The 25321-nt window shown below is 60.5% G+C and carries 23 protein-coding genes and 1 pseudogene; 9 read left to right on the top strand and 15 right to left on the bottom strand.

Features of this window, described 5'->3' with window-relative positions:
• Positions 1 to 6: 6 nt before the first annotated feature.
• Together folE2 and CFE428DRAFT_RS16365 are read right to left on the bottom strand one after the other, a co-directional pair.
• Positions 7 to 798, bottom strand: a complete 792-nt coding sequence (gene folE2 / locus CFE428DRAFT_RS16370; RefSeq protein WP_131989837.1) for a GTP cyclohydrolase FolE2 — start codon at positions 796 to 798, stop codon at positions 7 to 9.
• Positions 799 to 884: 86 nt separating this feature from the next.
• Positions 885 to 1322, bottom strand: coding sequence for a hypothetical protein (locus tag CFE428DRAFT_RS16365; RefSeq protein ID WP_006980710.1), 438 nt, complete (start codon positions 1320 to 1322; stop codon positions 885 to 887).
• 91 nt (positions 1323 to 1413) lie between these two features.
• Between CFE428DRAFT_RS16365 and CFE428DRAFT_RS16360 the strand changes: the two genes are divergently transcribed.
• From CFE428DRAFT_RS16360 to CFE428DRAFT_RS16345, 4 genes are all read left to right on the top strand, one after another.
• Positions 1414 to 2208, top strand: coding sequence for a thymidylate synthase (locus tag CFE428DRAFT_RS16360; RefSeq protein ID WP_006980709.1), 795 nt, complete (start codon positions 1414 to 1416; stop codon positions 2206 to 2208).
• Positions 2209 to 2335: 127 nt separating this feature from the next.
• Positions 2336 to 2941 carry a dihydrofolate reductase gene (locus tag CFE428DRAFT_RS35780; protein WP_006980708.1) on the top strand — a complete coding sequence of 202 codons (606 nt, stop codon included), beginning with the start codon at positions 2336 to 2338 and terminating at the stop codon, positions 2939 to 2941.
• A gap of 6 nt (positions 2942 to 2947) precedes the next feature.
• Complete coding sequence (locus tag CFE428DRAFT_RS16350) at positions 2948 to 3238, top strand: hypothetical protein (protein ID WP_006980707.1); 291 nt, start codon at positions 2948 to 2950, stop codon at positions 3236 to 3238.
• 108 nt (positions 3239 to 3346) lie between these two features.
• Complete coding sequence (locus tag CFE428DRAFT_RS16345; protein ID WP_006980706.1) at positions 3347 to 4000, top strand: esterase/lipase family protein; 654 nt, start codon at positions 3347 to 3349, stop codon at positions 3998 to 4000.
• A 231-nt stretch (positions 4001 to 4231) separates the two neighbouring features.
• Here CFE428DRAFT_RS16345 and CFE428DRAFT_RS16340 read toward each other — a convergent pair whose 3' ends face one another.
• Positions 4232 to 5998 carry a glycine--tRNA ligase gene (locus CFE428DRAFT_RS16340; RefSeq protein WP_006980705.1) on the bottom strand — a complete coding sequence of 589 codons (1767 nt, stop codon included), beginning with the start codon at positions 5996 to 5998 and terminating at the stop codon, positions 4232 to 4234.
• 256 nt (positions 5999 to 6254) lie between these two features.
• The gene (locus tag CFE428DRAFT_RS16335; protein ID WP_006980704.1) at positions 6255 to 6605 is read right to left on the bottom strand and encodes a glutaredoxin family protein; all 351 of its coding nucleotides are present in this window, start codon (positions 6603 to 6605) and stop codon (positions 6255 to 6257) included.
• A 126-nt stretch (positions 6606 to 6731) separates the two neighbouring features.
• Between CFE428DRAFT_RS16335 and CFE428DRAFT_RS16330 the strand changes: the two genes are divergently transcribed.
• From CFE428DRAFT_RS16330 to CFE428DRAFT_RS16320, 3 genes and pseudogenes are all read left to right on the top strand, one after another.
• Positions 6732 to 8183, top strand: a complete 1452-nt coding sequence (locus tag CFE428DRAFT_RS16330) for an arylsulfatase (protein ID WP_006980703.1) — start codon at positions 6732 to 6734, stop codon at positions 8181 to 8183.
• 398 nt (positions 8184 to 8581) lie between these two features.
• Positions 8582 to 9648: pseudogene (locus CFE428DRAFT_RS16325) on the top strand (alpha/beta hydrolase).
• 139 nt (positions 9649 to 9787) lie between these two features.
• The gene (locus tag CFE428DRAFT_RS16320) at positions 9788 to 10411 is read left to right on the top strand and encodes a 3-keto-disaccharide hydrolase (protein WP_006980701.1); all 624 of its coding nucleotides are present in this window, start codon (positions 9788 to 9790) and stop codon (positions 10409 to 10411) included.
• A 77-nt stretch (positions 10412 to 10488) separates the two neighbouring features.
• On the opposite strand, the gene CFE428DRAFT_RS16315 is transcribed toward CFE428DRAFT_RS16320, so the two are convergent.
• The 7 genes from CFE428DRAFT_RS16315 to CFE428DRAFT_RS16285 all read right to left on the bottom strand — a co-directional run bounded on the left by CFE428DRAFT_RS16315 (position 10489) and on the right by CFE428DRAFT_RS16285 (position 16544).
• Positions 10489 to 11412 (bottom strand): EamA family transporter, encoded by a 924-nt coding sequence (locus CFE428DRAFT_RS16315; protein ID WP_006980700.1) that lies wholly within the window; start codon positions 11410 to 11412, stop codon positions 10489 to 10491.
• A 348-nt stretch (positions 11413 to 11760) separates the two neighbouring features.
• Positions 11761 to 12558 carry a hypothetical protein gene (locus tag CFE428DRAFT_RS37430; RefSeq protein ID WP_131989834.1) on the bottom strand — a complete coding sequence of 266 codons (798 nt, stop codon included), beginning with the start codon at positions 12556 to 12558 and terminating at the stop codon, positions 11761 to 11763.
• A 133-nt stretch (positions 12559 to 12691) separates the two neighbouring features.
• Complete coding sequence (locus tag CFE428DRAFT_RS16305) at positions 12692 to 13129, bottom strand: PIN domain-containing protein (protein ID WP_006980697.1); 438 nt, start codon at positions 13127 to 13129, stop codon at positions 12692 to 12694.
• Positions 13126 to 13377, bottom strand: coding sequence for a ribbon-helix-helix domain-containing protein (locus CFE428DRAFT_RS33840; protein WP_006980696.1), 252 nt, complete (start codon positions 13375 to 13377; stop codon positions 13126 to 13128). The genes CFE428DRAFT_RS16305 and CFE428DRAFT_RS33840 overlap by 4 nt, the downstream gene beginning before the upstream one ends.
• A gap of 107 nt (positions 13378 to 13484) precedes the next feature.
• Positions 13485 to 14609, bottom strand: coding sequence for a hypothetical protein (locus CFE428DRAFT_RS16295; RefSeq protein WP_006980695.1), 1125 nt, complete (start codon positions 14607 to 14609; stop codon positions 13485 to 13487).
• 147 nt (positions 14610 to 14756) lie between these two features.
• The gene (locus tag CFE428DRAFT_RS16290; protein WP_006980694.1) at positions 14757 to 15764 is read right to left on the bottom strand and encodes an MBL fold metallo-hydrolase; all 1008 of its coding nucleotides are present in this window, start codon (positions 15762 to 15764) and stop codon (positions 14757 to 14759) included.
• 156 nt (positions 15765 to 15920) lie between these two features.
• The gene (locus CFE428DRAFT_RS16285) at positions 15921 to 16544 is read right to left on the bottom strand and encodes an SMI1/KNR4 family protein (RefSeq protein ID WP_237705508.1); all 624 of its coding nucleotides are present in this window, start codon (positions 16542 to 16544) and stop codon (positions 15921 to 15923) included.
• A 606-nt stretch (positions 16545 to 17150) separates the two neighbouring features.
• Here CFE428DRAFT_RS16285 and ltrA point away from each other — a divergent pair.
• Together ltrA and CFE428DRAFT_RS38260 are read left to right on the top strand one after the other, a co-directional pair.
• Positions 17151 to 18476: a group II intron reverse transcriptase/maturase gene (gene ltrA / locus CFE428DRAFT_RS16280; RefSeq protein WP_006980692.1), complete on the top strand. Its 1326-nt coding sequence runs from the start codon at positions 17151 to 17153 to the stop codon at positions 18474 to 18476.
• 107 nt (positions 18477 to 18583) lie between these two features.
• Entirely contained in the window at positions 18584 to 18745 is a 162-nt protein-coding gene (locus CFE428DRAFT_RS38260) for a hypothetical protein (RefSeq protein WP_237705507.1), read from the top strand.
• A 78-nt stretch (positions 18746 to 18823) separates the two neighbouring features.
• Here CFE428DRAFT_RS38260 and CFE428DRAFT_RS16270 read toward each other — a convergent pair whose 3' ends face one another.
• From CFE428DRAFT_RS16270 to CFE428DRAFT_RS33835, 4 genes are all read right to left on the bottom strand, one after another.
• Positions 18824 to 21352, bottom strand: a complete 2529-nt coding sequence (locus tag CFE428DRAFT_RS16270) for a PEP/pyruvate-binding domain-containing protein (RefSeq protein ID WP_006980689.1) — start codon at positions 21350 to 21352, stop codon at positions 18824 to 18826.
• Entirely contained in the window at positions 21327 to 22247 is a 921-nt protein-coding gene (locus CFE428DRAFT_RS16265; protein WP_006980688.1) for a phosphatase PAP2 family protein, read from the bottom strand. The genes CFE428DRAFT_RS16270 and CFE428DRAFT_RS16265 overlap by 26 nt, the downstream gene beginning before the upstream one ends.
• A 36-nt stretch (positions 22248 to 22283) precedes the next feature.
• Complete coding sequence (locus CFE428DRAFT_RS35775; RefSeq protein ID WP_006980687.1) at positions 22284 to 23543, bottom strand: 1-acyl-sn-glycerol-3-phosphate acyltransferase; 1260 nt, start codon at positions 23541 to 23543, stop codon at positions 22284 to 22286.
• A gap of 161 nt (positions 23544 to 23704) precedes the next feature.
• Positions 23705 to 24997 carry an acetylxylan esterase gene (locus CFE428DRAFT_RS33835; protein ID WP_006980686.1) on the bottom strand — a complete coding sequence of 431 codons (1293 nt, stop codon included), beginning with the start codon at positions 24995 to 24997 and terminating at the stop codon, positions 23705 to 23707.
• Positions 24998 to 25321 lie beyond the last annotated feature (324 nt).

Here is a 25321-nt window from a genome sequence, read left to right as displayed (position 1 = left end):
GGACGGCTATTCCTTTCGGTGTTCGATCAGGGCGTAAGCGTTGTGATTGTGAATCGACTCAAAATTCTCGGCCTCCACGCGGTACCACGTGATTTCGGGCACCGCATTGGAGCGGAGGGCGATATTGCGGACGAGATCTTCGACGAACACAGGATTCTCGTAAGCACGTTCCGTGACAGCTTTCTCATCCGGCCGCTTTAAGAGGCTATAAAGTTCGCTGGAAGCGCTCTCCTCGACCAGGCGGATGAGGTCTTCGATCCAGATCGGCTCGCTGAACCGCACCGAAAAGGTGACCTGCCCGCGCTGGTTGTGCGCCCCGTGGACGCTGATCGCCTTCGAGCATGGGCACAGCGTGGTCACCGGGACGATGACCGTGACGACGAAATCGATGACGTCCTTTTCCAGCGTAGCGGAGAAGCGCGCCGTGTAATCCATCATGCCCGGCGAACCGGTGACCGGCGCCTTCTTCGTGAGAAAATAGGGAAACTCAAAATCGACATGCGCCGAGACGGAGTGCAGGCGCTGGGTCAGCTCGCGCAGGATGGTGTGGATGTTGTCCACGTGCAGCTCGGGGCCGAATTCATTCAGTACCTCCACGAAACGGCTCATGTGAGTGCCCTTGAAATGGTGCGGCAGGTCGACCGTGAGCGTGCTGGTGGCAATGGTGTGCTGCACCTCGCGCGCCTTGTCGCGGATCTGCATGGGGTACCGCAGCGCCCGCACGCCGACGCGATCGATCGGGATGCGGCGTTCGTCGCGTTGGGACTGGGTATCGGAAAGTGGAGTCAGTTGCTTCATCGGCGCGGACTGCATAACACAAACAGCCCTGAGAGAATGCGAAATTTCACAGTCTTTAAAGCGACGAGGGAGAGGAGGGGGCCTTTTCAAAGCTCCGGATGCTCGGCGAGCTTTTCGGCGAATTCTTCGCGCAGGGAGGGGGCGGCCGCCAGGCGGGCGGCGATCTCCCGGCGCAGTTCGCCACGGGTCCAGACGTCGGGTTCGGCGTCCATTCGGTGAAAGAGCCCGGCGATTTCCGCGGAAAGCCGCTCCTCCCGTTCTGGCCGGGGCCAGCTTCCCGCAGCTTGGACGGAATCGAGCGCCGCCTGGCAGGCTTCGAAATGCCAGTGGGCATGGCCGTAGACGTGCAGCCAACGGGTGAGGAGCAGCCCGGCCAGGGCGCAGCACAGGGCGGTATAGTTGCCCGTGATGGTGCCGATCATCCCACCGAGCCACGTAAAGCCGATGGAGCCAACCATCAGGCCGAGATAGAAGCAATAGGCGGCCCGCTCCAGGATCGGTCGGGCGGCAGGCGGCAGACTCATAACGGGAACTGAATCGCCTTTAGCATCGCCCAGGATTGGCGTTTCGCAAAAACGTTCGCACGCCGGGGCCTTTTTGACGCATCTTCGGCCGATGCGCGCCTACCTTGATCTCCTGACCCTCGTCCTCGACCACGGGCGCTTCAAGCCCGACCGCACGGGCACGGGCACCTACTCGGTCTTCGGCGCGCAGGCGCGGTTCGACCTCTCCTCCGGCTTTCCACTGCTCACTACGAAAAAGCTGCATCTCAAGTCGATCATCCACGAGCTCCTGTGGTTCCTCGCCGGCGATACGAATGTGCGCTACCTCCAGCAGAATGGCGTGACCATCTGGAACGAATGGGCAGACGAAGACGGTAACCTCGGCCGGGTCTACGGCGCCCAATGGCGCGACTGGATCACCGCCGATGGCCGCCACATCGACCAGATCGACAACGTGATCGCGCAGATCAAAAAGAATCCCGACTCGCGCCGGCTCATCGTCTCCGCGTGGAATCCGGGCGAGGTCGATACGATGGCCCTGCCGCCCTGCCACGCGATGTTCCAGTTCTTCGTCCTCGATGGCCGCCTGAGCTGTCAGCTTTACCAGCGCAGCGCCGACCTCTTCCTCGGCGTGCCCTTCAATATCGCCAGCTACGCCCTGCTCACCATGATGGTCGCCCAAGTCACCGGCCTGCAGCCGGGCGATTTCGTCCACACCTTCGGCGACCTGCATCTCTACGCGAACCACCTCGACCAGGCCCGCGAACAACTCACCCGCACCCCGCGCCCGCTCCCGACGATGACGCTGAGCCCGGCCATCCGGGACATCCACGGCTTCCGGTATGAGGATTTCGTGTTGAGCGGGTACGATCCGCATCCAGCGATAAAAGCTCCGATTGCGGTTTAGTTGAGAGTTGATAGTTGAGTGTTGAGAGCCGCGTGTTTTGCTATCGAGGCGTGGCGCTACGCTCGGTGGCTCTCAACTCTCAACCTTCAACTCTCAACTTTTTCCTCCCCTGATCGCCGTCGCCGCCATGTCCCTCAATCGCGTCATCGGGCGCGATAACAAGATCCCGTGGCATCTGCCCGAGGATTTCAAATGGTTCAAGAAACTGACTACCGGGCATTTCGTGCTCATGGGACGGAAGACCTTCGAGAGCCTCGGCCGGCCGCTGCCGAACCGGACAAACATCGTCGTCACCCGCAAACCGTTGCGGCTGGCGCGCGATCCGCAGTTCAAGGCGACCGTCGGCCAGGCTCGGGTCGGCCATTGGCAGGCGCGGTTTGGCCGGCCGTATCAGCTCGGCTTCGAGCGGCTCTCGGAACGCGACGTCTGGCTCGTGCGCGACCCGCGCAAGCTGGCGGATGCCTTTGAAAAAGCGCGTCCGAGCCGCCAGCTTTTCGTCATCGGCGGCGCGCAGATTTACGAGCAGCTCCTTCCCCGCTGCACCGACCTGTATCTCAGCGTCGTCCAGCGCGAGGTGGAGGGGGACGCCTGTTTTCCCGAATTGGAAGACGACTGGTATCTCCACGACACGCCACTGCGGACACCGGACTTCGAGGTGCAACACTACCGGCGGATGGATCTTTCCACCGTCACCCGCGCCTTGCGGCGGGCGGACGCTGGGGAGGGGAAGTAGAGGCGGATGCGTATTCACGTTCTCAGCGATCTCCACCAGGAATTCGGAGAGGTCGATGTGCCCGACGTCGACTGTGACTGCGTCATCCTCGCCGGCGATGTCTCCACCAAGGAGCAGGGGCTGATGTGGATTCGGTCGCGCTTTCGCGATGTGCCGGTAATCCATCACCGCAACGACTACCGAATCGGCCGCACCCGCATCCTCGCCAATCCACGAGCCTACCCGGACGATCCGAATGAGGATTTCATTCCCGATCTCGTGGTTGAGGTGGAAGGAGAAGCAGCGTCTCGTTTGTAGCGGCTGCGCTCCCGACCAGGCCTGGCGCTCGTCGTAATCGATATGATCGATGTCGCCATCGATTTTACCAATTTGCCCGGGTCGTCGCGGTGCTGATATAACCCTGGCATGTCTTTCGCTGCCTGGCTCGGTGCAACACTGTCGTTTTTCGATGGCTCTCCGAAAGTGTCGCCGCATCCGCTGCCGGATCGCAACCCGGTGTTGCTCGTCCATGGCATCTCCGATTCGGAGTGGAGCATGCTCTGGCTTGCCCATTATCTCCGGTGCGAGGGTTGGGAAGTGTACACGATCAATCTCACGCCGAATTGGGCGCAGAAGGGGATCGAGCCACTGGCGGCGCAGATCGATACTTTTGCGCAAAAGCAATTCGGCGCGCGGCGATTCGATCTGGTGGGCTTCAGCATGGGCGGACTCGTGAGCCGCTATTACGTGCAGCGCCTCGGCGGTCTCGAGCGCGTGGACCATCTCGTGACTTTGTCTGCGCCGCACAACGGCACGATCATGGCCAATCTCATTCCCAACCGCGGCTGTCGCGAGATGCGCCCGGGTAGCCCCTTCCTATGCGATCTCGCCCAGGATGCGGACAAGCTGGAGTACGTGAAGTTCACCTCACTCTACACGCCATTCGATCTCATCATCCTTCCGCAGCGCAGCTCCGAGATGCCGCAGGCGAACAACATCCGCATGCCGGTGGCCGCGCATCCACTCATGGTATTCGACAAACGCTGTCTACGCACGGTGGCCGAAGCGCTGCGCGAGTAGCGGCTATGGTGGCAGTCTTTGAGCGGTCCCGGAGGGACAATGGATTTTAGCCGGTGGCGGAAAGCCACCGGAACCGGGTTCCCGACGAACGGCGCCGGAGGGCGCGGCGGAAATGATGTAGAAGTGTCGCGGCCCGCGCCCCTCTGGGGCCGAGAGTAATGGGTCCGATACCGGTGGCTTTCGCCACCGGCTAAATTCCATCGTCCCTCCGGGACTGCACGCGTTCGACGATCAACCGACCATCGGCAACAGCTTCCCGAGCAATTCGCTGATCTTCACGCGTTCCTTCGAGCCATCGTCGCGATGACGCAGGGTGACGGTGTCTTTCAACTCCTCGCCCTTCTCGCCGAGCGTTTCGAAATCGATGGTGAGGCAGAACGGTGTGCCGGCTTCGTCCTGGCGGGCGTAGCGTTTGCCGATGCTCCCACCTTCGTCGTAAAACGCGGAGAAGTGTTTGCGCAGCAGTTCGAAAACTTCGCGGGCTTTGGCCACAAGTTCCGGCTTGTTCTTGAGCAACGGAAATACGCCGACCTTCACCGGCGCGAGGCGCGGGTGGAGGCGCATGACATACAACGTCTCCGACTTACCCTTGGCGTCCGTCTTCTCGACTTCGCTGTAGGCATTCGAAAGCACCGCGAGCGCGAGACGATCGAGACCGGCCGACGGTTCGATGACGTGCGGCACATAGAAGCCCTTGAAGAGCTTCTGGCACCATTCGTCGACCTGCGCATCGGTCAGGCCGCCCTTTTCCTTGGCGCGGTGCTCGGCCTTCTTGCGTTCGACCAGCGCGGCGCGCTGCTCGTCCGTCCACTTGGCGAAAGCGTTCTTCACTTCCTCGTCGAAAACGTCCATCGGCTTCCTGCTGGCGGTCTGGTGCGCCATAAGATCGAAGTCGCCGCGGGCGGCGAGGCCTTCGAGTTCTTCAGTGCCGAAGGGAAATTTGAATAGGATATCGACGCAGGCGCGAGCGTAGTGCGCCAGCTCTTCCTTGGTCTGCCAGTGGTAATCGAGCACGTCCGCGCCGAGACCGATGCCGGCGTAATAGTCGGTGCGCTCTTTCACCCAGTAGCGATGCCACATCTCCCAGCCCCAGTTGTCCTGCGGCACAGAAAGATCGGCGCCTTCACTCCACGCGGCGACGCTGCCGCAGACGGCCTCGATCGCTTCATCGGGCTTGATGAAAAACTCCAGCTCCATCTGTTCGAACTCGCGCGAGCGGAAGGTGAAATTGCGCGGCGTGACTTCATTGCGGAATGCCTTGCCGATTTGGCAAATGCCGAAGGGCACGCGCTGCCGTGAGGAGTCGACCACGTTCTTGAACTGCGCGAAAATAGCCTGGGCGGTTTCGGGGCGCAGATATGCGATGTCGTTCTCGGTCGCGGTCGGTCCTACGTAGGTTTTCAACATGAGGTTGAACGGCCGCGCCTCACCGAGAGCACCTCCGGTTTCGGGATGAAAGTCCACACTGCCTTCGACAGCATCGATTTTCGACTCGCCATGGAGTTCGATGTTTTCGGCGGTTTGATTGCGCGCTTGAGCAACCAGTTGGCGCACGCGCTTGCGGAAGCTCTCGATGTGTTCGCCGCCCCGCATTAGCACCGTAATGGAGTCGTTATGGCTGGAACCACCTGTGATGCTAAAGCCGCTGAACTGCATCACCACGCCGCTCTGTGGCTCGACGTGGTCCGCGCGTACGCGTTTGTTGGTCACCGAGCACTCGCGCATCAGGTCTGCGAACGTATCCACGTGACCCGAGGCCTTCCAGATGGCCGGGTGCATGATGATCGTGGCGTCGAGGCCCACGACGTCTTCGCGGTCGCGGGTCATGGTGCGCCACCAGGTGTCGCGCAGGTTGCGCTTCAGTTCCGCGCCGAGCGGACCGTAATCCCAGAAACCATTGATCCCGCCGTAGATTTCCGAACTTTGGAAAACAAAACCGCGACGTTTCGCGAGCGAAACGATCTTCTCCATTTGCGGGATTTCTTTGGGCTGGCTCATAAGGGACGGCGAAAGTGCGCGGGCTCCGGGCAACTCTCAAGCCGAAAGTCGGGTGAGGGAACGGTTGGCCGGAGGAGAGGAACCACGGATTTCAGGGATTGCACGGATTTCAGAAGGGACAGCGATGCGCACTCTTCAATCCGTGAAATCTGTGTAATTCGTGGTCAAAAAATCTTTGCGGCTTCGGTGCTGGGCAACAAAAAAGCCGCGCGACGCTGGGCGCCGCGCGGCTTGGAAAAGGGTGGTTAAAGGCGGCTTAGCTCTGGAACTTGATCGGTTCGCCCTTGGCCATGGCGGCATGCTCGGCGTCGGTGCAGGCCGAGTTCAGCGGGACGCTGGTCGTGTTGGCGGTGGAACCGACGAGGTTTTCGCGCAGCATGAACTGCTCGAGTTCTTCGCCGCTGATGTCGGCCAACATCTTGCCGTTCACTTCCACGCAGGGACTGAGCGGCTGCCCGCTCTTCTGCTCCATCTCCCAGCGAAAAGCCGGGTTCTGGATGATGTCTTTTTCAGTGTAGGGGAGATCGTACTTCTTGAGCACGGCGCGGACGCCATTGCTCCAGCCACAGTAGGTTTTCAGATAAGCGGTGATTTCGGGTGCGGGCATAAAGGAGAGCTATGTATATAACGCAGTTTCTGCCATTCGCCAAGGGTGGGTTTGGATAGAGGAAAAACGCCTTCGAGGTTTTATTTTTCGCTAAATGACCTTCACCCCCAATACCTTGGCCGTTGAATGACACGCCCGCCTTCCTCTCCTTCTCCTGCTTGGAGCGTCCTGTTTGCCTTCGCCCTGCTGCTGATCGGCGTTGGCGCTGCGGAGGCCAAACCGCCGTCGATCGTCCTCGTGATGGCCGACGACCTTGGCTATGGCGACTTTGCTTGTCTCGGAAATCCCGTCGCGCAAACGCCGGCCTTCGACCGCTTTTCCAAGGAGAGCGTGCGTTTCACGAATTTCCACGTGAGCCCGACGTCGTCGGCGACGCGGGCGGCGCTCTTCACCGGGCGACACGAGTTTCGCAGCGGGGTGACGGATGTCGGGGGCGAGCGGGAGCGGTTGCAGCGGGATGCGATGACGATTGCCCAGGTGCTGAAGTCCGCGGGCTATGCCACCGGTGTTTTCGGCAAATGGCAGCTCGGTGATGAGCCGCCCTACTGGCCGACGCGGCGTGGTTTCGAGGAGATGTTCATTCACGGTGGCCAGGCGATCGGTCAAGCGGGCGAGGGGAGCAGTGGCGATGTGCCGGGCAATTCGCATTTCGATCCCGTGCTGCTCCACAACGGCGAATTTACGGAGACGCTGGGCTTCTCCACCGACGTCATCTTCCGCCACGCCATCGAGTGGATGGATGACCAGATCGATACCGGGAAACCGTATTTTGCCTGCATCATGCCCAGCGCGGCGCGCCCGCCGGTTTGCCCGCCCGAGTACGAGCGGTTCTATTTGCGGCGGAAGGTGGCGCCCGAACTCGCGCCCTTCTTCGGCATGATCTCCAATCTCGACGAAAATTTCGGTGTGCTTCTCGACAAGCTCCAGGAGTGGGGGAGCGATGAAAATACGGTCGTCATCTTCCTCACCGATCACGGCGGCGCCACCGGAGTGGATGTCTTCAATGCGGGGATGCGTGGAGGCGCTGGGACGCCCTACGAAGGCGGCACGCGGGTGCCCAGCTTTTGGCGCTGGCCCGGTCACTGGACGAAGGGCACGGATATTGCCGCTCTCACCGCGCATCTCGATCTCTTTCCGACGCTCGCTGGTATCGCCGAGACGAAAATCCCGGACACCGCGGCGTCCAAACTCGAGGGCCGCGACCTGCGCGCGCTGCTCGAAGATCCGCAGCACGCCTGGCCGGACCGCCTGCTTTTCACTCACGTCGGCGGGTGGAAAAAAGGCGCGGCGGCTCAATCCGAGCACGCGCAATCCTCGGTGCGTGACAGTCGCTTCAGCCTGGTGAATGACCGGGAGTTCTACGATCTGCAGACCGATCCCGCCCAGACGAAGAACGTGCTGGGCGGACATCCGGAGGAAGCGGCGAAACTCCGCACCGCCTATGACGGATGGTGGAAAAGCATTCAACCCGACCTGGTCAACGAGGATGCTCCGGCGGCCAAACTGAACGCCTTCCCGGAGCTGCTGCGCAAGCAATTGGCCGAGGAAGCGGCGAAAGCGGCTCAGGATCCCAAATAAATTGAAAACCGCGAATGGCCGCGAATGAACACGAATAGGGGAGGACGATGAGGAAGCTTTCCTATTTGCGTCCATTCGGGGTTTTTAGTCCCCAGCCCCTCAACACTTCTTCTCTGCGCCTCTGCGGCCCTCTGCAGTGCTAACCATGAAAATGTCCGCACGACGCGTAGAATTTTTGGCCCGCGAATCACCCGAATAACACGAATGAGGGCAGATCATTCGCGTCATTCGGGTGATTCGCGGGTCACTTTCCCTTCCCTGTCTTTTCGCATGTTCGTGGCTCCCCTTTTGGTGGCGGCTCCGCCGCGCTGTGCCCTCTGCGTTTAAAAGCTCCCTGGTCGCGGCTCTAAAAAATCACGGCATTGCCCAGCGAGCCGGTTTCCAGCATACCTTCCGCCATGCAGCGCTCCCTCCGAAATTCTCTCCGCGTTTTTCTTTCGCTCGTCACCTTCGTCGGCTTCACGGCTTTGCCCGTGCACGCTGTCGAGACCTATACCGAGAATCCCGGCTCGGAAGGCGACGGTGAGTTCACCGTCGGACCCGAATACAGCACGCAAAAAGACCTCACCGACCTCGGCAATCCGAAGGGCAAGGATTTCGTGTTCACGATGAAACTGGCGGACAGCAAAATCTTCCGCGGCGATGACAAAACGCTCACGCCCGACAAGAAACCCGTCCGCACCGAGCGCAAAATTTTCGTCTACATTCCGGCAGCCTACAAGGACGGCGCCGCGGGCGCCGTTTCTCATCATTCACGATGGTCCCGGGCCACTTGCCGCTCGTGCGCAACGCGCTCGATAACCTCACCATTTCTAAGGATGCAAATCGCCGCCTGCCCGCGTTCATCGCCATCGCCGTGGAGAACGGTGGCAACGACGGCAAGAAGAGCGAGCGGGGCCTCGAATACGACACCATGTCCGACCGGTTGGCGCGTTTCATCAACGACGAAGTGCTGCCCGCCGTGCTGGACAACGCGGAGATCAAGGCCGCGTATCCGCATCTCGCTTTCACCAAGAATCCGTGGGGCCACGCGGTCATGGGCTGCAGCTCTGGTGGCGCCGCGGCGCTGAGCATGGGTTGGTTCCGGCCGGATCTCTTCCGTCGCATCGTGGCCTATTCCGGCACCTTCGTCGCGCAGCAGGACGATGACGCGCCCGAGCAGGCGCAAACTCCGCACGGCGCCTGGGACTACCATTCCGAGCTGAAGCTCATTGAGAAGAGCGAGAAGAAGCCGCTGCGCATCTTCACTCACGTGTCGGAAAACGACAATGGGGCTGATAAGCCCGAGAGCTCCTATCACAATTGGGTCATGGCCGGCCGCCGCACTTCCGCCGCGCTCACCGCCAAGGGCTACCATCACCGCTTCGTCTTCAGCAAAGCCACCAAGCATTGCGATGGACGGGTTTTTAACCAGACCCTCGCCGACACGCTGGTATGGCTCTGGCATGGGTATCACGGCGAGTAACGGAGCTTCTTAATCTTAATCGTAATCTTAATCTTAATCTCCTCCAGAACCTCCGGATTAAGATTACGATTACGATTACGATTAAGACTCCAAAGAATCGCGCTTCCCGTGAGCGAAGTGAGCCGCCATCATCGCGGCGATGAAACTTCGCCCCCTTACTCTCTCGCTGATTCTCTCGTTCGCCGCCGTGGTCGCTTGCTCGGCGGAAGAGCCGAAGCTCGAGCCGTTGTTTAACGGCAAGGACCTCACCAATTTCAAGACCGAGCCGTCGAAGGAATTCTGGCGTGTCGAGGATGGCATCCTCATTGGCGAGAACAATGCGGCGAAGAAGGGCGATTACCTTTGGACGGAGAAGAGCTACAAGGATTTCGTCATCGAGTTTGACGTGCGCTGGAAAGGCGCGACCGAACGCGGCGTCGACACCGGCGTCGAGATGCGCAAACCGAGCATCCAGCTTCAGCTTGGCATTTCGGGAAGTTTGAAAGTCGATATGTCCGGCTCGTGGTACACGGGCGGCAAGGAAAAGTATCCGGAGTCCGGCCAGGCGAAGGAAGCGAAGACGCTCATGAAACCCGAGGGCGAGTGGAATCACTTCCGCATCCAGGCCAAGGGCGACACTTTCACTTGCTGGATCAACGGCCAAAAGGCCTCGGAATACACCGACCCGAAATTCTCCGGCGCCGCGCCCATCGGCCTGCAGATTCATCCGGGCGTGGTGATGAAGTGCGAGTATCGCGACATCAAGATCGGTGAGCTGCCGTAGGGGAGTTGAGGGTGGAGAGTTGAGAGTTGAGAGTCTGCCGCGTTGCCTCGATTGGATCGCTCCGCGATGGAGTGGAGCTATCGCGTGACGATAAGCACGATGGCGGAGGTCATCACCGCTGCGCCGGCGAGCCGCCAGCGGAGCACGCTGCCGCCGAGTTGCCCCTCGGTGTTGGCGAACCAATGGCCGATCAACCACACCGCCGCGACGCTCCACACGCCGCGCGCGCTGTAGACCACATTCATGGCCGTGGCGTCGCCGAACATGGCGATGCCCGAGACGAAGGCGAATGATTGCAGGGCCATGAAGAACGTGCCGGCGCCCAGCGGTGCCCACGCGGCGCGTGGCACCGCGTGCCAGGGCTCACGGATGAACGGCACGAAGACCACCGACATCACCGCGGAGAGGGCGAACATGATTGGCAGGAAACGTCCCGTGCCCCAGGCCGGCGACCACTTTTGCACCAGCACATCGAAAAGCGCGTAGGATGCGGCGGCGATCAGGGAGAAAAACAAGGTCTGCCCGAGGCGCCGCCGATGTTCGTGGTGCGCTTGTTCGTCGGCGTCGCCGTTCGCCGCGGCGGTGGGTCGAGGCACACGGTTGAGTAGGATGATCGCGCCAAAGCTCAGTCCGGCTCCACACCAGAGCTGCCACGGCAGATGGATCGCCAGCAGCAGGGTGGTGAACCACGCGACGAAGATCGTCTTCGCACCGAGCACCGGCGCGGCCACCGAGACATCCCCGAGCGACAGCGCGAGCACCGCGAAGACCTGCCCGGCCACGAAGAGCGCCGCGACCAGCGCCGGTTGCCAGAGCAGCGAGGCCGGTTGCCCCTTTCCCCCCATGGGCAGCAGCGCGGTGAAGACGAGCGCGATAGCGACGTTGGCGATAAATGTCGTCCGCAGCACACCGCCTCCGAGTTGTTGCGCGCGCTTCAAGAAGAGCGCCGAGACGATGTAGAGCAGGCTGGCGGTAAATGGGAAAAGGAGATGCCACTTCATCCGGGTGGGGTGGGGCGAGCGGGCACAGCTATTAGCGCATCGTGGTCTTGCCGGAAGAACAAAGTGCTTTCTCGCGGTTGTCGCGCGTCATCGCCTAAGAAACCGTGAAATAAATAAACCGCCCTCCTCGCGGTCATTCTGAGCGGAGTGCCCCGATGGTGAGGTGGTGGGGCACGGAGTCGAGGAACCCGGCCGCTTTACCAGAGACTATCGCTGGTTGTTCCGCCGGGTTTGCCCCGCAGTTCCATAGGCGTCTCGCTACGCTCGGCTTTCGACTGCGTTCCGGTCGTTACACTCCCTCCACTCCGCTCAGAATGACCACGAGGAGGGCGGTTTATTTCACAGGCTCTAAGCCGCGCGTTGCACCCCGGACTTCGGGCCGCAATCGGTCTCGGCCTTGGTCGACGCCGCCGGTGTCACCGTTTTGGTGGACGGAGCCGGGGCGACGGTCCTGGAAGACGGTGCGGGCGACGCTGATCTGGTCGAGGGCGCGGGCGACGCCTGCCGGGTGGCCGCCGAAGGCGCTGCTTTGGCGGGAGCCGCCGGCGGCGTCGCGTTGCTCGCTGGGGCTGGCGGCACTGATTTGCTGGGACCGCCCGCAATCCTGGAATCTCTGGGAGTCAGCGGGATCTCCGGATTCAGCCCCTTCTTCCGAGCTTCACTCGCCACCTTGACGACGAGGCCCCGCAGTCGCTGGATCTCGGCCCAAGCGGCGTCCAATTCCTCGCGCAAAGATTTCTGCGCGAGGCGGTCGGATTGGGCTGGGACGGCAGTGGCTGGTTGTGCGGGCTCTTTCTGCCGCTGCTCCAAATCTTCATTCTGGTCGCGCAACGCCTCATTCTCGGTCTTCAGACTATCGAGCGCCGACCGGAGTCTATCCTGCTCGGCCTGTTGTCCGCGAAATTGCTCTTCCAGAGTCCGGGCGGTCGTCTCCGCCCGCTTTTGCGCGGCCTGCGCTTGGGCAAGGGCCGCCTGATGACCGTCATTTCGGGCCGGGACCATCGTCGCCCCGCTGCGACTCCGCATCTCCGCCAACCGGGCTTCCGCCTGTTGCTGCCCGGCACGAACCCGCGCGATTTCCTCTTCCGCACGCTTCAGGGCCTGCAGCAGACTGTCACGTTCCGCAGATACTTTTTCTAAATTCATGAAGGGAAGTTCAAGGCCACACTCGTAATAATACGCATACCTCGTTTTTCTTGGGCATTTCAAGTAAAACCGTCATTGATCGGCGACATGGCGGGGCGCTGCGACCTTGGCGAAGTCGTTTCCATGCGCCTTTTTAGAGGGGGTTCCAGACTTTGGCGAAACCGAGACCTTCGAAGTCTTTCACGTTCACGGTGGCAAATTCGGTGACGCCTTGCTGGAGCAGAGAGAGGGCGGAACGCCAGTCGTACGCGCGGCGACGGGCGAAGGGATCGTCCCGCAGTCGTGGCCAGAAGGCATCGTGAAAGGCGCGGCTGTCGCTTGGAAAGCCGAGGATCTGCCAGTGTGGGTGTTGGCGGAAAGCTTCGCAAACGGTGGCAGCGGCAGAGGCGGAAAGAGGACGGGCGAGAACGGCGGGGTTCCGCAGCAGGACGTAAAGTTCGAGCAGGATGAACTCGGAAATGACCACATCGTCCCGGCCTTGGAGGGACTGCACGAAAGCGGTGGCGGCTGTGTGATGAGGATTGCTGGATTCGACGGCGGGCAGCAGGATGTTGGTATCGAGTGAGATCATCCCAGGCTGCGGGTTGCTTCGTCCTCGGCGGCAATGCTGCGGAGTTGTTCCAGCGGCACTTTGAGTCCGCCCCCGTCGACACACGGTAATTTCCATTCGCGACCCGACTCTGGCGTCTCGGGATAACGAGAGAGGAAGAGTTCGATGCCGCGCCGGGCTACTTCGGCGAGAGAGAGTTCGCGCTGCTCGGCGAACGCTTTGACCCGCTGATAGAGTTCATCGGGAAGTTGAATCTGGGTGCGGGTCATGATGTAAAAATTACATCACATTGAAGTGGTGTCAATTTGACGGCCACCGATTTGAGCGCGCTGTTCTTTCGCAACGCGGAAGAAAAAACGGGCTCGGATTGTCCGTTCTATTTCCCAGCGGGAACAGCCTTTCCGCCCTCTTCCTGCGGAACGGGGGAGCCCAGCAGGCTATCCAGTCCGCCGCCTTTGCCCATCTGCCCGTTTTGCAACTGGGTGCGCATCATCTGGACCAACGCCTTGATCTGTGCGGCGGGCATCATGGATTTCGTGGTATCCGCGGTGAAGGCGGTGTCCCACACTTGGGTTCCGGGGATGTAATGCAGCTCCTCGGTCAGGCGCTTCGCGATTTCGTCCATGTGCGCGCCGCCATAGAAAACGGCGATGGTCTTGCCGGGGCCGAGCTTCGGCAGGCGCGCCTTGATTTGCCGGATCACATTTTCATTCCGTTCGTTGACCAGCACTTCGAATAAATTCCTCATTTCCGGCGAAGCCGACTTGGCCGCGCTGATGAGATCGCCCGCTTGCCCGAGCGCTTCGATGAACGTGAGCTTGGTGGTCTCGCGCATCTCCGGAGTGCTGCCCATCATGGCGACCATGCCGTTGAGCTTGCCGGCGATAGCCCCTTCGCCATGGAGCGCCTGCATCAGGGTATCGAACGTCGCGTTGTCCACCTTCGCCGGCAGCTTCGAGTCGCTGCCCTTTTCTTTCACCGATGGAGTCGCCGAATTGGCGGTGTTGGAGTTTTCGCGGGCGCTGGATGGGGAGTCCGACGATTTGGCCGCGTGATCGGTGATCGCCTTTTCCATGTCGGCGGTCGTCAGGTCACAACTCACGAAGTTCGGTCGCTGATAGTTGATGCCGTCGAGCTGGAAAACGAGGCCGAGCGCCTTGGCGAGCTGTTCCTGGATTCCGTTTTCGGCGTGCGGTTGGATGCCAACTTTCATCTTCTGCGCGTCCACGCCTTCAAAAAGCACGATGGATTGCGCATCCAGTTTCTTTTGGAGCGCGGCGTAATACTCGGGCGTCCCGATATGCGCCACACCGACGAGCCAGATCGACGGCCCTCGTCCGTCGCCGGGTTTGAATTCCTCGGACAAGGTCTCCATCGACGCGATCTTTTCCTGATCCTGGCAGCGGAGAAAGGCCAGTTGATTGGGGGACTGTGGAGTCTCGGCCAGCAAGGCCGGAGCAAGCACGAGCAGCGGGAGAAGGAAACGGAAGAGACGCGGCATAAGGTGGCAGGAGAGGAATGGAACTCGGGACGGAGTCTAGCATCTAGAATCGGTTATGCACTCTTGTGAAAGCGATAACTCGAGGCCGGCCACGGGCGGGCCGGTTGGCATGAGGCACGAGCGCCTACCCTGGGTTTCGTCGCTGTTCTATAGCTTCAGGTTCCACTCGGGCGGATAATGTACATTCGGAAAGACCTGGCTGGCCTCCCGTAGCATCTCCACCCATTCCGAAGACTCATACCGACACGACACGTGGAATAAAATCAACTCCTCGACCCGAGCCCGCTTCGCGACCGTGGCCGACAGGACCGTCGTCATATGGAAGTGTTTCCGGGCCAGGTCCAGGTCCGAGTGGCGGTACTGCCCTTCGCAGACCATGACCCGGCAACCGCGCAAGGCATCGGTCAAGCGTTCGATCGCCGGTTCATCGAGGACGAAATCAGTGAGATAGGCGATCGAATCGCCGGGCGTTTCGACGAGCAGCTCTTTTCGAAGCTCCTCCTTCGAGCGCGCAACGCCGTCGACAACTACGCTATCGGAGCTGTTGGCAGAGTCCTTTAGTTCCTTCAACCAAGCTCCGGGTCGCAGGCCCAACGAGGCAAGTCGCGAGGTGTCGATGTTCCGCCGCGGCTTCTCGCGGACGACATAGGCGAGCGTCGGCGTCCGATGGTCCATGGTGATGGCTTCCATGGAATAACCGGCGCCTTCCAGAATGATCCGGTCATACGGCTGAGTCCCTCGGTCGTGGGAGATGGCGAAGGCCTCACGCGCTTCGAAGCCGGTGGTCCGGATCTCTCCGGGGTGAATGTCCGAGACGAGCCAGGACGCCGACAGCTCCTCATGCAAGTTCCAGAGGAATCCCTGGAAGCGGTGTTGCAGGATGCGCGCGGTCTCCGGTGGCCCCCAGATGCGGTTTGGCTTCGTCGGCCGGTTGAAGGTGCAGCGGAAGAAGCTGTCGAATCCGCTCACGTGATCCATGTGCAAATGCGAAAAGAAGAGGTGATCGATCGCTTGCACGTCGGCGAAGGGAACGTCGCTGAGACATCCTTCCCCGCAATCGAACAGCAGCCGTTCGATGGTCTGGCCGCTATCGATTTGCACGAGCAGAGCGTTGTCCCCGCCGGCTTTCCCCAAGATACGAAACGAGATGCTCATAGATGATGCGTTGAAGAGCATGCCGCGCACCCTCAAGCTTGGCGAGCACGTGGACGTATGCTGACGGGATGGGGCGAGAAAAGGCGGATGGCTGGCGGGCCCGAGTTGCCAATCAGATGAGTCCGGAACTCGGGACGTCTGGTGATAGACGCGCAATCAGCTGGTGAGAACAAATGCCGAGTCGTCTTCCAAACCTCGGATGAAAGACTCGAAGTTTTCGGCCACGCGCACGATGTGGTAATCCCATTCCTGGTCTACATGGACGATTTGCGGCTCTCCGGCAGGGCCACACGCGCGGTAGTCGAGGCAAACCATGTCGTGCCCGGCCGAGGGACAATCTGCGAAGTAAATTCCAATCGGTGGATAGCCCCATTCTTCAATCCAGAATTGACTCCCAAACTCGCCGAGTAGCGAACACGCCTTTTCACCGCCTACCGAGTAAAGACCAGAGATGGCGATGTGGTCGGCGGCCCAGGTTGTGCGCTCATTTGTCCGATGATTTGTTCGGAAAGGAATGCCCCCATTTTGATATCCCATGAATTCGACGTAGGAAGCGGGTAACTTATAGCCGAGGGCTCGCTCGACGGCGGCTACTGCTTCGTCGGTTATAGGAGCGCCGACATATTCTTTCAAAGCATAGTCTGACGGCTTCCAAAAACCGCTGAAATCGAAATCAGAAAAGATTTTTCCCATATGAACCGACTGTAAAAGACCGCGTTCCGGCGTTGAAGATGAATCCGCCCTTCTTCTCGTTCCCAAACTTTGGGAACGTCGCGACAAGAAAGAGGCCGAGAGGCCTCACCCAGATAGAAAGGAAGTGAAAACCAACACTGAAATTCCATGCCGGAACCCAGCGGGAATCGAGTCCCGTCCGGTAGAGGCTGGCCACCAGCCGGAAGCCACCATTGCGTCGTCGTCAGAGATGGCGGCACGAAGCGTATGGGGCGAGTCCAAAAGCCGTGTGAATGAGTCCCGAAATAAAGATGAACGTTGGAGCCTTCGCGATCGTTCAACCGAGGGCCGCGCCGACACGCCGCGAAAGCCTGGCGTGAAGGTCCGACCGGGATCTGAGAGCAGGGCAAATGGACGCAAGGGTTTCCTGGGAACTTGTGAGATCCGTCTCTCTCCCTCTGAGCAGAGCCAGAAGCAGGGCGACACTGGCCGAACAACGCCCCGGCGCGCGGGAAGAGACCTCGTGTTCCGCGCGAGCGAAAGAGCGAGGCAGAGGAGGGTATTGCCGGGCGAAAGTAATGAGCCTGGCGAGAAGGAGAGCGGAAGTCTTAGCGGCCTCATAGTAGCGCTGGAAAGCAGGCGAACCGACCCGAGGGAGCCTGGGAGTAGCCAAGGAGGCCGCCGGAAGACGGAACCGCCGCTGGGCAACACGCGATGAACACCGAGTCGTCGCCAAGCGTGTCAACTAAACAGCGGCGGATAGCAGAGCTGGCGGAGTATCATGGGGCGGAGGGGTTGCGGACGTTGGGGCACCACCTGGACCTGGAGTGGATGAGAGAAGCCTATGGGCGAGTGCGCAAGGGCAGCGCGCCTGGGGTGGACGGAAAGAGCGTGGCCGACTACGGCCGCGAGCTGGACAAAAACCTGGGCGGATTGATTGACCGGGCCAAGAGCGGAAGCTATCAGGCGCCGCCGGTCAGACGGGTGCACATTCCCAAGGCCAATGGGAAGGAGACGCGGCCCATTGGGATGCCGACGGTGGAGGACAAAATCCTGCAACGGGCGGTGGTGATGTTGCTGGAGCCGATGTACGAGAGGGAGTTTGGTGACTTCTCGTATGGCTTTCGGCCTGGGCGCAGTGCGCATCAGGCATTGAAGGCGATCTGGCAGGGGATCAATCGGACCCAGGCGGGATGGGTGGTGGACGTGGACATCCGAGCGTTCTTTGACACGCTCGACCACGGCGTGCTGATGGGAATACTCCAAAAGCGGGTCAAAGACGGAGTGATCCTGAAACTGGTCGCCAAGTGGCTAAAGGCTGGAGTGATGGAGGCTGGGGCGCTGAGCTACCCGGAAGCGGGCACGCCGCAAGGCGGCGTGATCAGCCCGCTGCTCAGTAACATCTACCTGCATGAGGTGCTCGACGAGTGGTTCGAGGCGGCGGTGATACCGCGGCTGCAAGGCCGCGGGTTCATGGTGCGCTACGCGGATGACTTCGTCATGGGCTTCGAGTGCCGGGAAGATGCCGAGCGGGTGATGAAAGCGTTGCCGGGGCGCTTTGGGCGCTATGGGTTGAAACTCCATGAGGGCAAAACACGACTCGTGCGCTTCGGGAAACCGGAGGACGGGTCGGGAGGCGGCGGCGGCAGTGGAAAACCCGAAACGTTCGACTTCCTTGGCTTCACTCATCATTGGGCGAAGTCGCGAAAGGGGCGCTGGTACATCCAGCGCAAGACGGCGCGCAAGCGCTTGCGTCGAGCGTTGAAAACCATCCACCAGTGGTGCCGGCAAAACCAGCATCGTCCGGTGGAGGAACTGATGCGAGAACTTGGGCGCAAGCTTCACGGCCACTATGCCTATTACGGCATCACGTGTAACTACCGGAGCCTGGCCCAGTTCTACGAAGGAGCAACCCAACGAATGAGGTGGTGGTTAAACCGGCGCAGCCGGCAGCAGGATGGGATGTCGTGGGAGCGCTTCAAGAAACTCATCAGAGAGGTCTATCCGTTGCCCAGACCACGAATCGTTCATTCCGTCTGATGAGCAAAACCGTCCTTCTGAGGAACCGTATGCCTTAATTGGGCTCGTACGGGTCTGTGGGGGAGCCGCCGGGAAACCGGCGGCTCTACCCGGAAGAAGGGGAAAAGGTGATCGATCGCCTGAACGTCGCCGAATGGAACGTCGGTGAGGCATCCGTCCCCACAATCGAACAGCAGCCGTTCGACGATCTGGCCGCTATCGATCTGCACCAGCAGAGCGTTATCTCCGCCGGCTTTCCCCAAGATACGAAACGAGATGCTCATAAGTAATGCCGCCGAGAGGATGCCTGCCCTCTCTGAGCTTGGCGAGTGCGCAACCATTCGCGGCCAGCATCCGTGTCGTCCTTTTCATTCAGCACCGAGCAACTCGACCCGACCGCCGCCGCCGTCCACACGTACCCGCTGGCCGTTCTTCAGGCGCGTGAGCGACCTCCTCACCGACATCACCGCCGGAATTCGCATTTCGCGCGCGGTAACCGCTCCGTGCGAAAGCGGCCCACCGCTTTCTGTTACGACCGCGGCGGCACTGTAGAAGAGTGGCGTCCAAGTCGGGCTCGTCGTGCGCGCGACCAGGACTGCTCCCCGGGGGAATTTCGCGAAATCGTCCGGTGTCACGACGAGGAACACCGGCCCTTCCGCCAGGCCAGGGCTGCCCGGCAATCCGGTTAGCACCTGCTCCGGCTCGTCAGCTACCGTGCTGGTAGCCGATTCGGTTTGGCCGAAAATCCATGCCGGGGTGCGGGTCTTGGCCGCAAGATAGGCGGCCTTTTGCCGACTTATCTCAGCCGAGAATTGCTTTCGTGCGTCCGCGGAATCCGCCGTGAGGACGCGCTCGATTTGCTGCTGGTGGCCGAAAAAAATATCCATCGATTCCATCAGCACGTCCTGTTGCACCAGGCGTTCACCCAAGGCGCGTAGACCACGGCGCAGGACCGGAGTGAGCCGGGTCGTCTGATAATGCTCTAAATCGTCGAGGCTGGTATAGGTGCGTGCCAGTCGCACCAACTCGTGAAAGAAGAAACGCAGATCTGCGGGCACCTTGGCGAACAACGTGACCTCCGCTTGTTGCGCGCGCATTTTCAACTCGCGCTCCTTCTCCCGGGGCGGGCAGTCCATCGCTGTTTGCAGAATGAGGCCGATGTTATCGAGCACAATCCAGGGCGCCTCGTCCCAGGTGGCAGCATAGGCGTCGAAATCTGCTTCGCGATGCCCGTGGTCGCGGAGGAAGCGCTGAAACTGGGCATCGAAGCTGGGGAATGCGGCCAGCGAATTGTTGGTGATCAATTCGCGTGAATCGGAACCGCGAAGCAATTCAGCCAACTCTTCATTTTGCCGCACGAGAATGGCGAGCTCGAATAATTCCTTATTGATCTGTCCTGTCTTGGTCTCGCACCACGCGGTCAGATGATCAAACAGCAAGCCCGCGTCCGGCGAACCGATGACGAGCTCCAGGAGCGCGTGCAAAGTCCGGTAGATCATCCCCTGGGCAATGGAGATGGCGATATTCGGCAGGAAATACTGCGCGCCATGTTCATTCACGGCGAGGACGTGGCGCCAGATTTCCAGGGGCGTCTTGTCTTCCAGCGCTTCGGCTTTAAATCGGCCCAACGTGACGAGATAATGATCAAGGTCGCGCATCCATGCGACCGGCAAGTCCTGCACCCAGCCGAATTGCTGGCGCAATTGCGGGATGGCCGCGCGTAAATCGTCCTGCGAATGGACCGCAAACGGCGCCCGGCGGGCGTAAAGCTCCACACCGTTCTGGTTGCCATAGATATAGTGGTCGAACATCGCAAACCACTTGCCCGTATAAGTCGGAAAGCCGAGCAGGCGAAACGAGTGGTTCAGAGAACGATGAAAGCCGGACTCCACGAAATCCCAGGTGAGTGGGGTAATCACATTCGGAAACCGCTCGGCGGATTCATCACGGGTCCAGCGCGGCGGGATGGTGGTGATAGGGCGCGACTGGAGCAGCCAGAGGTAACCGTCCGCGAAGGCCCATTCGATATCTTGTGGAAAGGCATAACTCGCCTCGACTCGGATGAGTAAGTCGGCCAAGGCCGCCAACTGCCTCTCGTCTAGACTGGGCTTTTCCGCATCCGCGGCGGACCGGTGAACTTCGCGCGTGCCTGATGCGGCGCTGACCACGCAGCGGGACTTGGTTCCGATATTTGCCGAACGCACGGCACGGGTGGATTTCTCGAGGATCCACTGGTCCACCTCGCCCTCGCCGCTGACCACGGATTCTCCCAAGCCAAAGTTGGCGTTGATCACCATCTCGCCGAGTTGGCCGTTGATTGGGTTAATGCTGAAGCCAACGCCGGCGGTCTCGCCCGGGACCATTTGCTGGACGACGACCGCCATCGAAGCCAGCGAGTGGTCGAAACCTTGCTGGCGCCGATACGCAATCGCCCGATCCGCCCAAAGTGACCCATAGCAGCCTCGGATGCTTTGGAGGACGTCCGCAAGCCCCACCACGTTCAAGAAAGTTTCATGCTGGCCGGCGAACGCCGCGCCCGCGAGGTCTTCCATCGTCGAGGAAGACCGAACGGAAAACGCCGTCCCACACGGGAACTCTGCGAGCTGTCTCTCGATCTCCTTCGTCGCCGATAGGGGCAAGGGCCGCCGAAAGATTTCTTCCCGAAGCGCCAGACTCGCCTTTCGAAGCGCGGCGGCATCGTCGCATGGTAATGTCGCGACGCGACGGAGGAATTCGTCCGCGTCCCGGATGAACTCCTCGTAGACGGGGGCGGTCACGATGAAGCCGCGCGGCACAGGAAAACCGCGTTGGGTGAGGACTGAAAGATTGGCGCCTTTGCCGCCGCTCGATTCGAGGCGGACGGCAAGGGGATCATCGAAGCGCAAGGTGTGAGGCATGGTGTGAAGGACGAGGTTGAGTGGTCGCGGATTCCGGCGAAGTTTCCCCGAGAGACTTTTCCCAACGCCTGCTCAGCCACAGCGCGAAGCTGGCCAGGGCGAAGCCTGCTACGATATCCACGAAGTAATGGTAGCGCAGATAGATGGTCGCCAGCCACAGGCCGGCACAGGGTACGGCGTAAAGTCGAAAGCGCCAGGGCGCGTGTCGGCGATCGAAGAAGAGCAGGTAGGATGAGACGGCGCAGTGCAGACTGGGAAAAGCGTCCACGCCATTACTCCCATGAGCGACGATGTAATCGTTGATCCGGGTGAACACCCAACCCGTCAGTGGGACGCTGAATTGATTCGTCATGGCGAGGTGCGGCCCGGCGGCAGGCACCGTGGAGTAGCCGAGAAATCCGACCGCATAGATCGTGAACAAACCGGTGCACAGCCGGCGAAAAGCTGGCAATCCCTTCCACGTGTAAAATACCCAACTGAAGAACAGGTACGGGAAAAACAGGAGGTAGCAGAAGCTGAAAGTCTCGGTGAGCCAGGGAGTGATCAGAGACTCCGCGCGCAAGCTTGGTGTTACTCCGACAAGCATGCCGTCGAGTTGCTGCAAGATGGTGTCTTGCGGATGCGAGACGAGTTTCAGCGCGGTGGAACCCATCGTCATAAAAACCACGTTGATCATCACGGGGTAAGCCCATAAGCGTGCGAACCAACGCGCCTGGGTCTGACGCACTTCGCTCCAGACGATGAGAGCGGCATTGAGCAGCAGTAAGCCAGGATAGAGCAAGGCAGCGGGGTCCAGCGGGCCGACCGCGGCGATCAAGCGCAGTGAGGTTATGAGCAGGAATGCACCGAAGAACCATTCGTGCGGCAGGAGCCGTAGTGTGCGAAGGCGGTTCACGGGTGCGCAAACGTGTGATGGACCGATTTGCGGAACTCATGCACTTGTGGCGCGAGTTCCCAGTGGGTCAATCCGTTCCAGACGGCGACACCGATTCTCGTGGCGCGGGAAAAAGACTTCAGCGCTCCACCAGTAAGAAGGATGTAACCCAGCACGCCCTTCCAGCCGGCAAAGAACGCGAGCAGGACGTTGACGACGCCGAACCAAATCATGAACACCGGCAACCCGATGAGAATTCGCCAGAGCGCAATGACGTTCTGGCCGTCGGCAAACTTGCGTGCCGCGAGCCAGCCGAGAAACAGGGGCGGCGCATTGACCAGCGCGCCTGCCAGGACGATGGAGCCGAGGGCGAGTAACCCGATCAGGTAGAGGGGCCACGGCCCGAGCGGGTACAGCGGGAAAGCCTTGATACAGCAACATCCGCGGCACGGCGAATTGCGGCGCCAATTCCTGCCAATGGGAAAGCACGGACCCCGACGCGCCGGCTTCCAGCGACTTGAGGGCGGAAAAATAATTGCAGGGGGTCCAAAGGGTCGCTACGCAGGCAATGCGCTCGGCGTTTTCCTGCGTCTCGGTCGAGGGAAAATTCGCCCCGACGGATTCCAAAGCGGAGGCGATGCGCCGCTTCATTTCCTTGAGCCGTCCCAGGTTGGAACAGTCGGCCGAAAACCCCGTGGCGATCGGTTCACCAATGACGACCTCGACCTCGCTCCGAAAGGCCCAGGCGCGTTCGTAATGGATCCCGATTGGAATGATGCGGAGCGGGATGCCACGCTCCAGGGCACCCAGTGCCAGGCGCGCTGCGCCGCTTTTGAAAGACAAATGATGCGGGCCCAGCGAACTGGTGCCTTCGGGAAAGACGAATAACTCACCGCCGCCGTTGAGGAGGTGCAGGCATTCGTGCAGGGCCTCGTCATTATGGCTGCGATCCTCGTCATCGCTTTTCCGCGCGATGGCGATGCCGTGAAAGAACAGCCGCGCCAGGAAGCTTCGGCGCAGCTGCGTCGAGATCAAAAAAATCGCGCGCGGTAGGACCTGTTGATAAACGAACCCGTCCACTGCGCCATTGCGGTGCAATCCGACGTAGAGGGTGGGACCGCTTTCTGGCAGATGCTCCGGATGGTGCGCGGTGACTCGATCGAAATAGATTCGCACGCACAGCCAGTGGAGACAGGCATACCAGGATTGCTTGATGCGACCGATGCCGTAGCGAACCGTGTCGAGTGAGGTCGACGACAACCCTGCAAGCGGCGAAAGCTTTTCGGCTGGTGCGGTTCCTGGATCGATCGGCTTCATGTCGCCCAACTATGACGACGAAGGGCGAACGGGCGTTAATCGATAAACTTTACGCGAGTATTGATTCCTTCAATGGCCGCGCCCGATCGATTGGTGGGACCCGATTTTCAGAGCGGCAAACAATGCCTGATTGCCGCTCACGCTAATCTTGAAATCAGGTCCTATTTCGCCTCTGCGATCGGCGCGGGTTGGCCATGCAGCAGCGCCTTCAGCCATTGCTCCCGGCGTGCGGCGAATTCCTGGTGATGCGTCTTGTGATCGGCGAGGGGCATTGGGACGATTTCCTTGGGACCCTGGGCCGAATTGAAGGCCGCGTAGACCGCGCCGGCGGGTGAGGTCGTGTCGATGAGACCGACGCCGACGAGGAGCGCGCATTTCGTCCGCGCGGCGAAATGGCAGGCGTCATAGTAGCGGCTCGTCTCCATCACTTTCGGCGACTTCGTGGCGCCCCAGTACGGCCAGCCAAAGGCCCGCCCGGCGGCATTGGCGCCGGGATCGCAACCCGCCGGCACTTCCACCATCACCGCGCTGACTTTCGGGAAATAGGCGGCGGTGAAGAACGATTGAATGCCGCCCTGGCTGGTTCCGATGACCACCAGTGTCTTGCCATCCCAATCCGGTCGCGAGGCCAGATACTCCGCGGCGCGGTGATCGCCCAATAGCATGTGCAGGAAGTAACTGGTCTCCCGACTTTCGTTGCCGATCATGGTGTAGTTTTTCAGCGGACCGGCGTTCTGCTTTTGGTAAAAATCCGCGGGTTCATCGATCGGCAAATCGTGCGCGAGAATGTTCAGCGCCAGCCAGCCTTTGGCCGCCTTTTCCGTGACCCAGCTTTTTTGCAGCGGATAGACCCCGGCGTATTGCAGTTGCAGGATGGCCGGAAATCTCCCGCCGGCAGTCGGTCGGGCGATCTGCCCCTGCACGTGGGTGCCGTTGATGTTATCGAGGGTGACCTTCTCGTACTGCACGCCTTCCTTGTCACTTGCCGCCGGGGTCAGCGCGGGATTCGCCGGGATCTTGTCCAGCTCCGCCAGCTTGCCATTCCAAAACGCATCGAAGTCATCCGGGCAGGCGACGCCGGCCTTCAGCTTTTCGGGCGCGACCACCGCGCCGGCGAATCCTTTGATCGCGCCGCCTTTGATTTCCACCAGCATGGTGCCAGCTTCGGGCAACGTGGCGGTGAGTGTTCCCATCCCGTGGTCGAGCGGAATAGTCCCTTTCGCAATCGGAGTAAGACCGCCTTTCTTCACGACATAGGAAAGGGGAGCCGCAGCATCCGCACCCGTGCCCGCGGGCGCATTGGTCTTTACCTGCCAGTGGATCGGCTCGCCTTCGCGGTAGACACCGTTGGGATGATCTGGCGTGGCCATGATCGGCGCGTCCGCGGCGATGGAGGAGAGCGTCGTCGCGAGGCTGGCGGAGAGGACGAGGAGGGATTTGAAAAGGCGGTTCATGGGGTGCGAGTCGTGAAGTGTGGAACGCGGCGGCGAGTCTTGTGGAGGTCCGATTTCAACTCACGCAAATTTCATCCTCGTTCCCGAAGTGCTCCGCCAACTTTGGGAATAAGTGCTCGAAGCCTAACTCCAAATCGTCGCCAATGTTTTTACAATTATTAACGTGTCAAAATGGAGCAAATCCGCATTGTTGCGCGATGGATCTGTCCGGCACCTTCTCTCGGCGTGCGAAATTTTCCACGGAAAGCTCTCTTCCCGATGTCCGTTCCGGGTTCTGTCGTTCCCGTTACCCCGGATGCCAAAGCCATTTCCTGGCATGCGCGG

Source organism: Chthoniobacter flavus Ellin428 (assembly GCF_000173075.1).
In the GTDB taxonomy this organism is placed as follows: Bacteria; Verrucomicrobiota; Verrucomicrobiia; order Chthoniobacterales; family Chthoniobacteraceae; genus Chthoniobacter; species Chthoniobacter flavus.
The sequence above is the reverse complement of the archived record's forward strand: the minus strand, read 5'-3'. Positions and strand labels throughout refer to the sequence as shown.